General features: G+C 64.8%; 9 protein-coding genes and 1 pseudogene. 7 read left to right on the top strand and 3 right to left on the bottom strand.

Annotated features, from left to right (window positions below; translation table 11 throughout):
- The first annotated feature begins 179 nt into the window (after positions 1–179).
- The 5 genes and pseudogenes from ureA (at position 180) to B4N44_RS01245 (ending at position 5362) form a co-directional block, all read left to right on the top strand.
- Positions 180–482 (top strand): urease subunit gamma, encoded by a 303-nt coding sequence (ureA, locus tag B4N44_RS01265; protein ID WP_296695988.1) that lies wholly within the window; start codon positions 180–182, stop codon positions 480–482.
- A 217-nt stretch (positions 483–699) separates the two neighbouring features.
- The gene (locus tag B4N44_RS01260) at positions 700–1020 is read left to right on the top strand and encodes an urease subunit beta (protein ID WP_296695987.1); all 321 of its coding nucleotides are present in this window, start codon (positions 700–702) and stop codon (positions 1018–1020) included.
- Positions 1017–2720, top strand: a complete 1704-nt coding sequence (ureC, locus tag B4N44_RS01255) for an urease subunit alpha (protein ID WP_296695984.1) — start codon at positions 1017–1019, stop codon at positions 2718–2720. The genes B4N44_RS01260 and ureC overlap by 4 nt, the downstream gene beginning before the upstream one ends.
- Positions 2721–3068: 348 nt before the next feature.
- Positions 3069–4761 (top strand): annotated as a pseudogene (gene argS / locus B4N44_RS01250) (arginine--tRNA ligase).
- Position 4762: 1 nt separating this feature from the next.
- On the top strand, positions 4763–5362 hold the full coding sequence (locus B4N44_RS01245; RefSeq protein ID WP_296695981.1) for an SPOR domain-containing protein: 600 nt from the start codon (positions 4763–4765) through the stop codon (positions 5360–5362).
- 56 nt (positions 5363–5418) lie between these two features.
- Here B4N44_RS01245 and phoU read toward each other — a convergent pair whose 3' ends face one another.
- Positions 5419–6084, bottom strand: coding sequence for a phosphate signaling complex protein PhoU (phoU, locus tag B4N44_RS01240; protein ID WP_296695978.1), 666 nt, complete (start codon positions 6082–6084; stop codon positions 5419–5421).
- A gap of 142 nt (positions 6085–6226) precedes the next feature.
- Here phoU and B4N44_RS01235 point away from each other — a divergent pair, with 142 nt between their 5' ends.
- A complete protein-coding gene (locus tag B4N44_RS01235; RefSeq protein ID WP_296695976.1) occupies positions 6227–6886 on the top strand; it encodes a histidine phosphatase family protein in 660 nt (219 codons plus the stop codon).
- A 49-nt stretch (positions 6887–6935) separates the two neighbouring features.
- Here the strand turns inward: B4N44_RS01235 and B4N44_RS01230 are convergent, their stop codons facing one another.
- Positions 6936–7211, bottom strand: a complete 276-nt coding sequence (locus tag B4N44_RS01230; protein ID WP_296695973.1) for a diguanylate cyclase domain-containing protein — start codon at positions 7209–7211, stop codon at positions 6936–6938.
- An 88-nt stretch (positions 7212–7299) separates the two neighbouring features.
- Positions 7300–10254: a chemotaxis protein CheB gene (locus B4N44_RS01225; protein ID WP_296695971.1), complete on the bottom strand. Its 2955-nt coding sequence runs from the start codon at positions 10252–10254 to the stop codon at positions 7300–7302.
- Between the two features lie 462 nt (positions 10255–10716).
- Between B4N44_RS01225 and B4N44_RS01220 the strand changes: the two genes are divergently transcribed.
- The coding region (locus tag B4N44_RS01220; protein WP_296695968.1) for a cation-translocating P-type ATPase at positions 10717–11740 on the top strand (1024 nt) is incomplete at its 3' end.

Here is an 11740-nt window from a genome sequence, read left to right as displayed (position 1 = left end):
TGAGGAACGACGCTAATCACCAAATGAATTGATTATGTTGCGCTGAATCCGCGACCATGCCGGTTGGACCGAGCGGGCCGTGATGGCGGCCGATGAGCGCGTTGCGTGCTTCATCCGCGGATTCACTCCACTGTCGGGCTATCATTGCGTATCCGGACAGCGACGATCAGGAGCCCACCATGGACCTTAGCCCCCGAGAGAAGGATAAGCTGCTGCTTTTTACGGCCGGACTGCTCGCCGAGCGCCGCAAGGCGAGGGGCGTGCGGCTGAATTATCCCGAGGCGATCGCCTACATCAGTTGCGCGATCCTGGAGGGCGCGCGCGACGGCCGCACCGTGGCCGAGCTGATGGACTACGGGCGGACCCTCTTGAGCCGCGAGGACGTGATGGATGGCATCCCCGAGATGATCGACGACATCCAGGTCGAGGCGACCTTCCCGGACGGGACTAAGCTGGTCACCGTCCACGATCCGATCGGCTGACGAGCCGCGTCCGGTAGGACATGGCTTGTCCGGGCTCGGGATCGATCTTGAGGCGACTCGCTGCCGTCGTCGTTGACGCGGTTCATGTGTTTTTCGGATTTGATATTTTTAATGTCCTAAACCGCGCCGACTCCAACGGTCTTCAAGTCTGCCGGGGCCGATCCCATCCAAAAACATCGCATACCGCGCCGGGCGCGGTTGAGTCAGGAGTAGGCCCATGATTCCAGGTGAGATCATCACGGTTCCGGGCGATATCGAGCTGAACGCCGGCCGACCCGCACTGACCCTCAAGGTCGCCAACACCGGCGACCGTCCGATCCAGGTCGGCTCGCACTATCACTTCTACGAGACCAACGCAGCACTCGCCTTCGATCGAGAGCAGACCCGAGGCTGTCGGCTCGACATCCCCGCCGGCACGGCGGTGCGCTTCGAGCCCGGTCAGTCCCGCACCGTGACCCTGGTGCCCTATGCCGGCGAGCGCGTCGTCTATGGCTTCAACGCCCAAGTCATGGGCGCGCTCGACGGAGATCAGTCATGAGCAAGATCAGCAGGACGGCTTATGCCTCCATGTACGGTCCGACCGTCGGTGATCGGGTGCGTCTGGGCGACACCGAGCTCTTCATCCAGGTCGAGGAGGATCGCACCTGTTACGGCGACGAGGTGACATTCGGCGGCGGCAAGGTCATCCGCGACGGCATGGGTCAGAGCCAGCGTCAGGCCGACGAGGTGGTTGATCTGGTCATCACCAATGCACTGATCCTGGATCATTGGGGCATTGTGAAGGCCGATATCGGGATCAAAAAGGGCCGCATCGCCGGGATCGGCAAGTCCGGTAATCCGGACACTCAGGCCGGCGTGGACATCCTGATCGGGCCGGGAACCGAGGTCATTGCCGGCGAGGGGCAGATCATCACCGCAGGCGGCATCGACGCCCATATCCACTTCATCTGCCCTCAGCAGATCGAAGAGGCGCTGATGTCCGGCGTGACGACGATGCTGGGCGGCGGCACGGGTCCGGCGACCGGCACCAACGCCACCACCTGCACGCCCGGACCCTGGAACATCCGACGCATGCTCCAGGCCGCCGAGGCCCTGCCGGTCAATCTGGGGTTTCTCGGCAAGGGCAACAGCAGTCTGCCGAACGCCTTGGAAGAGCAGGTGCGCGCCGGTGCCATGGGGCTGAAGCTGCATGAGGATTGGGGCACCACACCGGCCGCGATCGACTGCTGTCTGGGTGTTGCCGAGAAGATGGACGTGCAGGTCGCGATCCACACCGACACGCTCAACGAGTCCGGCTTCGTCGAGGACACCATCGCCGCCTTCAAGGATCGCTGCATCCATACGTATCACACCGAGGGCGCGGGCGGCGGCCATGCCCCGGACATCATCAAGGCCGCGGGCCTGCCGAATGTCCTGCCGTCTTCGACCAATCCGACCCGACCCTATACGGTCAACACGGTCGACGAGCATCTCGACATGCTGATGGTCTGCCATCACCTGTCCCCGTCGATCCCGGAGGATGTCGCCTTTGCCGAGTCGCGCATCCGTCGCGAGACCATCGCGGCCGAGGACATCCTGCATGATCTCGGTGCCTTCTCGATGATCTCGTCGGACTCCCAGGCGATGGGCCGGGTCGGCGAGGTCATCTGCCGGACCTGGCAGACCGCGCACAAGATGAAGGTCCAACGCGGCTCGCTCGCCGGCGATCCCGCCGAGCACGACAACTTCCGGGCCAAGCGCTACATCGCCAAGTACACCATCAACCCGGCGATCACGCACGGCATCGCGCATGAGGTCGGCTCGGTGGAGGTCGGCAAGCTCGCGGATCTGGTGCTCTGGCGGCCCGCCTTCTTCGGGGCCAAACCCAGTCTCATCATCAAGGGTGGGCTGATCGCCGCGGCCGCGATGGGCGACCCGAATGCATCGATTCCCACACCCCAGCCGGTCCACTATCGGCCGATGTTCGGTGCCTTCGGCGGTGCCTTGAGCGCGACCTGCATGACCTTCCTCTCGCAATGGGCCTTGGAGGCGGGTGAGCCGCAGCGTCTGGATCTCAAGCGTCTGGTCGGGGTGACGCGCGACAGTCGACTGGTGCGCAAGTGCAACATGATCCACAACGACTATCAGCCGACCATCGAGGTGGATCCGCAGACCTATCAGGTGCGTGCCGACGCTCAGCTGTTGACCTGTGAGCCCGCCGCGGTGCTGCCGCTTGCTCAGCGGTATTTTTTGTTTTAAACCGCGTCTCCGCTAAGGGCTGTGGATGAACCAAACGTCGAGCTCACGCGAAAATCAGTATCTCGCTTTGGGCGCGGTTTAAGCCTGGTGCGTTCCGGCGCTCGCATCGTCGGGGTTGTCCATGACAAGCGCAGCGCAGTCCAACGACGTCGGTGCATGCCACGGTGGACTTCGCTCTCGCTCGCCCACCCTACCGACCGGTCTTGCGAACAAGGCTTGCTCGGTCGATCCCTCCGCGGGTCGGATTCGGTTATTCTATCGTCCCGACGGCGCGTCCCCTCGCGGTACGCCACCTGCCTTGCCGGCTTTTTCGCCTGCAGATCCGACCGATATCCCAATGAAGTCCCTATGAAACAGGCCATCACCGATCTGATCCGCACGGCCCTCGCGAGCCTCGTCGAGGCGCCGACGGCCGACGCCGACGCTCTGCCCGCGCCCCAAGTGGATCGCACCAAGGACACGGCTCACGGCGATTTCGCAACCAACATCGCGTTGGTGCTCTCCAAGCGTCTCGGCGCCAAGCCGCGCGAGGTCGCGCAACGCTTGGTGGATGCCTTGCCTGCCTCTCCGCTGATCGCGCGCGTGGAGATCGCCGGGCCCGGCTTCATCAATTTCTTTCTCGCCGAGGACGCCTATCGCCGGCTCGTCCCCGAGATCCTGAGCGCAGGCCCCGCCTTCGGGCTCAGCCGAATCGGCGCCGGGCGGCGCGTGCAGGTCGAGTTCGTCTCGGCCAATCCGACCGGGCCGNNGCGAGTATTACGTCAACGACGCCGGGCGGCAGATGGATATCCTCGCAAGCTCCGTCTGGCTGAGATATCTCGAGCTGTGCGGCGAGGAGCTGACCTTTCCGAGCAACGGCTACAAGGGCGACTATGTCTGGGACATCGCCGCGACGCTGCATCGCGAGCACGGCGACGCCTATCGGGTGGATGCCGCCACGGTCTTTGCCGGTCTGCCGCCCGATGCGTTGCCCGACGCACAGGACGGTGGCGACAAAGAGGCCCATATCGACGGGGTCATCGCCGCCGCCAAGCATCTGCTGGGCGACAACCGCTACCGCTACGTCTTCGAGCTGGGGCTGAACACCATCCTCGACGATATCCGCGAGGACCTGGCTCAGTTTGGCGTCGAGTATCAGGAGTGGTATTCCGAGCGCACGCTCGCCGAGAGCGGCGCCGTCACCCGGGCGATCGAGCGTCTGCGCGAGGCCGGTCACGTCTACGAGCGCAATGGTGCACTCTGGTTTCGTTCCAGTGCCTTCGGCGACGAGAAGGATCGGGTGGTGGTGCGCGAGAACGGTCAGAGCACCTATTTCGCTTCCGACATCGCCTATCACATGGATAAGCTCGAGCGCGGCTTCGAGCGTGTCATCGACATCTGGGGTGCGGATCACCACGGTTATGTGCCGCGCGTGAAGGCGGCGCTCCAGGCGATGGGCGACGACGTCGAGCGGCTCGAGGTGCTCCTGGTCCAGTTCGCGATCCTCTATCGCGGCGGCGAGAAGGCGCAGATGTCGACCCGCTCGGGAGAGTTCGTGACCCTGCGCCAGTTGCGCAAGGAGGTCGGGCGCGATGCCGCGCGCTTCTTCTACGTCATGCGCCGTTGCGAGCAGCATCTGGATTTCGACCTGGATCTGGCCAAATCCGAGTCCTCCGACAATCCGGTCTACTACGTGCAATATGCCCACGCGAGGGTGTGCAGCGTGTTGCGGCAGGCCGCGGAAAAGGGGATGCCGGTGGAGCCGAGTCCGGGTGTCGAGAATCTGGAGCGACTGGCCGAGTCGCACGAGCTGGCGCTGCAACGTACCCTGGCGCGCTACCCGGAGGTGGTCGAGGCCGCGGCGCTCAAGGCCGAGCCGCATCTGCTGACCCATTATCTGCGCGAGCTGGCGAACGAGCTTCACACCTACTACAACGCCCACCAGTTCCTGGTCGCCGACGCGGCCCTGCGCGACGCACGGATCAAGCTGATCCTGGCGGTGCGCGAGGTGCTGCGCAACGGGTTGGGTCTGCTCGGCGTCTCCGCCCCTGAGGCCATGTGAGATGAGCACTGATTATCGGCGGGCCAGCCTCGCGCGGGCGACGCCGCGGCGCGGCAAACAGGGTCATTCGTGTCTGTGGTCGTTCCTGCTCGGCGGCATGCTGGGCGCCTTCGGGGTCGGTCTCTATTGGACCCAGAACCCGGACGCCATGCAGACGCTGCCCGCAGCCGCGCCCGTCAAGGTCGAACGGCCGGCGGCCGCGCCTCCGAGCTTCGAGTTTCCCAACCTGTTGCGCGATACCGAGGTCGACATCGCGCCGCCTCCGCCTCCGCCGCCGGCCGCCCCGCGTCCCGAGCCGCGGCCCGCAGTCGAGACGGTGCAGCCCGCGGCGGTTACGGCCCCGGCCGTGCCGACCTCGACGACCGGCAAGGGCTTCCTGGTTCAGGTGGGATCCTTCAGACGCGCGAGCGATGCCGAGCGACTGAAGGCGGAGCTTGCGCTCCTCGGCATCTCCAGTCGCGTCGAGGTGGCGACTATCCCGAGCGGCGAGACCTATCATCGTGTCCGCACCGGCCCCTATGCCGATCAGGCTGCCCTCGACAAGGTTCGCGATCTACTCAAACGCAACGGCAAGGATGCGATGACGATCCCGGTCAAGTGAACTCCACGGCCGGCGTCGGTCGCCGGACGTGGCTTCGTCGAGTCCCCTTCGTGCAGCTACCCCAGCTCGAGCGTCTCGCCGGAGGCAACGTAAACCGCCCGCTCGGCGACGTTGGTCGCCCGATCCGCGACTCGCTCGTAGTTGTGCACGATCCATAGCAGATAGGTCCCGTTCGCGGCAAAATTCGGATCGGCACGCATCATCGCCAGCACCCGCTCGGTGACGGCTTGCTCGTTGCGATCGACCTGATCCTCGCGCGCGACACTCGCCCGTGCGCTCTGTTCGTCGCTTCCGCAGGTGAAGGCGTCCAGTGCCTCGCCGAGCATGGCGATCGCATCCGCGGCGACCTCGATGATGGCCTCGACCGATTCGTTCGGGAACCGCGTCTCCCCGGCTCTTTGCAGGATACGTGCGACATCCGCGGCATAATCGCCGATGCGCTCGAGCTCCGAGACGAGCTCCATACAGGCGCCGATGGCACGCAGATCCGCACCGGCCGGCTTGTAGGCCGCCAGCGTCACCAGGCATTCCTGCTCGAGCACGCGCCGCTGCTGATTGATGTGCGCGTCTCCTGCGATGATGCGATCGGCCAGCCCGAGGTCATGTCCGCTCAGGCAGGTCACGGATTGGTTCAAGGCGTCGATCACCAGTTTTCCCAGATCGCCGACCGCGCTCTGAAGCTGCGCACGGCGGCGCTGCACCAGATTGATGTTCTCGCTCATCCCATCGTCCCCTGTCTCGTGTGTCGATGCCGTCGAACGCCCGACGCCTTCGGCGCCGGGCCAATACCGAGCGCGCTCGGTATAACATAAGGACGCCGACCCGCCTAGATTGGAATCCTGCTGGCCACCCGATATGACCCTCATGACCGACACGAATTCCGCGCACATCCCGACGACGATCTGCGTGACCCGTCACGGGGAAACCGACTGGAACATCACGGGGATTTTGCAGGGATGGATCGATGTCCCGCTCAACGACACCGGCCGAAAACAGGCCTTCGAGATGGCCGAAACTTTCAAGGACTCCGGCTTTTCAATTGTTTGGACGAGTCCGCTGAGCAGGGCGTCGGAGACCGCGCGGATCGTCGCCGAGGTCTTGGGGCTACCCGCGCCGATCTGCTCGGAAGGTCTCAAGGAACGGCATTTCGGTCGTGTTCAAGGGATGACCAAGCAAGATCTGTCCGTACTGCATCCCGGCCTACATGCAGACATCATCCGCAGGGATCCTGCGTGTCGTTTCGACGAAGGGGAGCTGCCGGATCAGTTCGCCGATCGGGTCGTCGCGGCCCTGCACGAGATTGCACGACGGCATCCCGGGGAGCGCGTCCTCGCCATGACCCATGGCTGGGTCATGGATGTCATGACCCGGCATGTCCGGCAATTGCCGCGGAACCTGGTACTGGATATGAAGCGCAAGAACGGGGAGTCGCTTTGGCTTACGGTGACGGGGGGATCGGTCTTCTCGGTCTGCGATGCCGGTGACGGGATGCAGGCGCCGAGCGGCGCGGGTGATCGAGTCTAAGCCGAAGAAATCACCCTGCGCCTCGTCGCAGCCTTCGCGAATCAGCAACTCAGGATCGATTGGATCTGCTCCAAGAGGCCGTCGCTCTGAATCCGATGCCCGGAGAGATTGATCGCGAGCCGGGGCACCCGAAATCCGCCTCGATCCCGGGCAACCAGCTGAACCCGTTGCGGCCGGCCGCCTTGGCGCGATACATGGCGATGTCGGCATGTCGGATCAGGGTGTCGGTATCGATTCCGTCGAGCGGATCGATGCCGATGCCGATACTCAGGCCGAGAAAGATCTCGCGGCCCTGAAGACGGGGGTACAGGAATGCTCGATCCAAGACGCAAAGACATCGCGCTGGCGGATCCGCCAGCGCGATCGGGTTGCCGGGGTCGGTTCCCGGCTGATCGGCTGCCATCGACACGCCGCTAGCCTTCGTTGCCGGCGTCGGACCACTGACTGACATTGATGTGGCTGACGATCACGCCGCCGCCGGGGTGTCGAATCGGCGCGACGTGCATGGAGAACCAGCGTCGTTCCTGCGGAGAGTGGCAGGGGTACTCCATCGAGAACGCCGAGCGGTGCCCCGCCAGCACCGCGCGGATGCCTTCCAGTGCGGTCCGCCCCCCGGGGCTGTCGCCGCCCGCGCCGCCGTCGCAGGCAGTGAGATAGTTCGATCCGACACCCGAGACCTTCAGGTCGGGGTCACCGTTGGCGGCGGCAAACTCGCGCCAGGCGCGGTTCACCAGCGTGATGACGCCGTTCGGATCGAGCACGGCGACATGCTCCGGCAGCGAGTCCAGCACCGCCTGCATGCGCTCGACATCGTAGAGCGTGGTGATATCGACGAAGGTGGCCACCGCACCGCGCGCGTCGCCGGGTCGCACCGCGTAGGGCAGGACGCGTGCGAGATAGACGCGCCCGTTCGCCGCATGGATCTCGCGCTGGAGCATCTCTCCGCTGTCGACGGTACGCTGCAGCTCGTCGATGAAGGACGGAGACTGCAGCAGGTTCGCGAAATCGTCGATGGGCCGCCCGAGATCCCCGTTGCGAATCTTGAACAGACTGGTCGCCTCGGGCGTAAAGCGGGTCAGGCGCAGCGATGAATCGACAAAGACGGTGGCGATGGCGGCGGCCTTGGCCATGCTGTCGAGGTCGGCATTGAGTCGATTGAGGATCTCGATCTTTTCCTGATTCTCGGCGTTGACCGTGTAAAGCTCTTCGTTGACCGATTGAAGCTCTTCGTTGGAGCTTTGCAGCTCCTCGTTGGAGGCCATCAGCTCCTCGTTGGTGGCCTGCAGCTCTTCGTTTGCGGTCTCCAGCTCCTCGATCGTCGCCTGAAGACTTTCGCGGGTCGCGTTGAGCTCGCGTTCGAGCGTCTCCATGCGTTGGAGCGTCTCACGATCGACATTGATGGTTTCCATGCCGCTCGTGCTCGCGCGCGGCCGCGGAACCTGCTCGAGTTCCGGCTCGGGCTCGAAGGAGAGCAGCAGGTGCGATTCGCCCTGAATCACGTCGAACGGCCGCACCACTAAGCGCAACCGGCGTGAGACCCCGTTCGCGAGTCCGATCGTCAGGATGTCGGAGCGCAAGGGCGCGGCGCTTCGCATAGCCTTGTGCAGCAATGCTTGGGCGACCGCAGCGAGGGGTGCCGCGAGCAGTTTGGCGACATCCAGGGTCGCGTTGCCCTCGGCAATACGCAGATAGTCGCCGACCTCGCCGAAGACGTGGAGCAGCTCGAAACGATTACTCAGCAGGAGGCTGGCCGGCGCATAACCGCGCAGCAGCATGGATTGTCCGGCATCGATCACCGCGGCATCGCTGGCGAGCCGATGACCGCGTCGTCCGAGTCGCCGCCCGGGTATGTCGGTCGCGCGCGTTGCGAGCGGCGTGTTCGCCAGATCCAGCGGCAGCGATACATGGCGCAGGATCCGGTAGATCTTGTGCTTGGAGCTGACGGCGGTGAAATCCGACTGAAGCTCCGCCAGGGTCTCGCTCGGACCCAGAAAGAGGAAGCCGCCCGGGGCCAACGCATACTGGATTCGACGCAGCGCGCGCTCCTGGGCCTGAGTGCGGAAATAGATCAGGAGGTTGCGGCACGAGACCAGATCCATCCGCGTAAAGGGCGGGTCTTCGAGCAGATTGTGCTTGGCGAAGACGATACTTTGGCGGATCTCGTTTTTCACGACGAAGTGGTTGCCGCGCTTGTAGAAGAAGCGCTCGAGCCGTTCCGGAGAGAGCTCCGCCGTGATCGCCTCGGAGAAGACCCCGGCACCCCCGACCTCGACGTTTTGCTGCTCTACGTCGGTCGCGAAGAGCTTGAAGTTCGGCCAGCGCCGCGCGCGGTCGAATGCCTCGGCGAACAGGATCGCCAGGCTGTACGCCTCCTCCCCGGTGGAGGCGCCCGCTACCCAGGCCCGAATCGGTTGGTTTTCGCCCCGCTCGGCGACGATCGTCTTCACGACCGTCTCGGCCAGGATGTCGAAGGTCTCCGGGTCGCGGAAGAAGCTGGTCACCGGGATCAGCATCTCGCGGCGCAACACCGCCAGCTCCCCCCGATCGTTGTCGAGCAGCCGGACATAGTTGGCCAGATCCGGAGTATGACGGACCTGCATGCGCCTCTCGATCCTGCGCATTACGGTGGCTGGTTTGTATTCCCGGAAGTTGATGCCGCCCTGATGCTGCAACAGGTGCATCGCCTCCTCGAAGGCGTCGTCCTTGTCGATGCCCGGGGCACGCCCGTCGGGTTGGACCTTGGCACGAGGAATCTGATGGATGTGCTCGACGATGCGCGGACCCAAGGCGTCCGGCGGCAGGATGGCGTCGACCAGGCCGGTGGCGATCGCGCTGCGCGGCATGCCGTCGAATTTGGCCGACTCCGGCTCCTGGGCGAGCAGCAGACCGCCGGCGTCGTTAATGGCGACCGAGCCGCGTGTACCGTCCGATCCGGTGCCGGAGAGCACCACTCCGATGGCCTGTTTGCCGAACTCCTTGGCCACCGAGGTGAAGAAGAGGTCGATCGGCAGGGTGAGTCCGCGCGGGTTCTTCGGCGTCAGGCGCAGGGCGTCGCCCGAAACGCTCATCATGCTGGCCGGCGGGATCAGATGGACCCGGTCGGGCTCGATGCGCATGTCGTGCTCGACCGTCACCACCGGCATCTGGGTGTGTCGGCCGAGCAGATTGGCCATCATGCTCTTGTGATCCGGCGAGAGATGCTGGATCACCACGTAAGCGGCGCCCAGATCGGTCGGCAAGGACTGAAAGAATCGCTCCAAGGCATCGAGACCCCCGGCGGAGGCGCCGATGGCCACCACATAGCCGTGGAACTGGCCCGTGCGTCCGTGCGCGCCATGCGGCTGCTCGGCTTCGATCACCTTCGACATGATGGGTTCCTATGGCTTCTGCGGGGCCGGGTCGCGGACGCCCCGGCGTACGCCGGTTCGGCATGACGGCCCCGATCGACCCGGTGGGGGATCCGGGGCGACCCTTCGGTGTCCTGAGGCCAGTCGCAATAACGCCGAATCGTAGCCTTGCGCTTGCGCTCGTGCTGTGATTTTCATCAGGCAATCAAGCAATCAGGCATCGGATCGATGCGCTGCCGGGGGCATGACGTACGATCCTTTCCGGCACAGGCCCTCGCGATCGCCGCGACGGCCGCGCAGGATTGCTGCGAGGTTCGGATTACTCGAAAGGGTCGGACTCTAAAGGTAGGCGGTCTCCGGGCCGAGGGAACCAATTTCCCCGGGGATTGCCCCATTGTTCCGTACCGCGTCTCGCAAGCAAGGCGTATTTGCACGGACCATGACCGTCGTCGGCCGAGGCCCGCGGCTGCGGAGAGAGCAACTATGACAGAGGATCCAGGCAAGTCGATCAATCCATCCGCCGAGCGCTGGCATGCGCAGCCGGCAGCGGCGGTCGTCGACCGGCTCGAGACCAGCGAGTCCCAAGGTCTCGCGAGCGAGGAGGCCATGCGGCGGCTCGCCGAGTACGGACCCAATCGGCTGCCCGAACCCAAGCGCCGCGGGCCGCTCATGCGGCTTCTCCTGCAATTTCACAATCCACTGATCTACGTCCTCCTGGTCGCGTCCGTCGTGACCTTTCTCTTGGATTATTACGCCGATGCGGCGGTCATCCTGGCCGTGGTCATCATCAACGCGCTCATCGGATTCGTCCAGGAGGGCAAGGCCGAGCAGGCACTCGAGGCGGTGCGCGCCATGCTGGCGAGTCGGGCCACCGTGCTGCGCGACGGCAGCCGGCGCGAGATCGATGCCGAAGAGCTGGTACCCGGAGATATCGTCGTCCTCGACTCGGGTGCCCGCGTGCCGGCCGATCTGCGGCTCCTGCGCGTCAAAAACCTGCGGGTGAACGAGGCCGCCTTGACCGGCGAATCCGTCCCCGCCGAAAAGCAGACCGAGCCGGTCGATGCGGATGCCTCCACCGGCGATCGCACGGATATGGCCTACTCGGGCACCGTGGTGAGCTACGGCCAGGGACGCGGGATCGTCGTCGCCACCGGTGCAGCCACCGAGATCGGACGCATCGGGGCGATGGTCGCGGGGGTCACCAGTCTGGCGACACCCTTGACGCGTCGGCTCGAGCAGTTCGCACGCCAGATCACGCTCTTCATCCTCGCCCTCGGCGCACTGACCTATGCCTACGGCCATTGGATCGTGGCGATGCCGCCGGCGGATATCTTTCTTGCCGTCGTGGGCCTCGCGGTCGCGGCCATCCCCGAGGGGCTTCCCGCCATCGTGACCATCACCCTTGCGATCGGCACCCGCATCATGGCCCGCGAGAGGGCGATCGTGCGGCGCCTGCCTGCGGTGGAAACCTTGGGGTCGGTTACCGTGATCTGCTCGGACAAGACCG

Origin of the sequence: Thiocapsa sp. UBA6158 (assembly GCF_002423035.1) — a bacterium.
Classification (GTDB): Bacteria; Pseudomonadota; Gammaproteobacteria; order Chromatiales; family Chromatiaceae; genus Thiocapsa.
The sequence above is the reverse complement of the archived record's forward strand: the minus strand, read 5'-3'. Positions and strand labels throughout refer to the sequence as shown.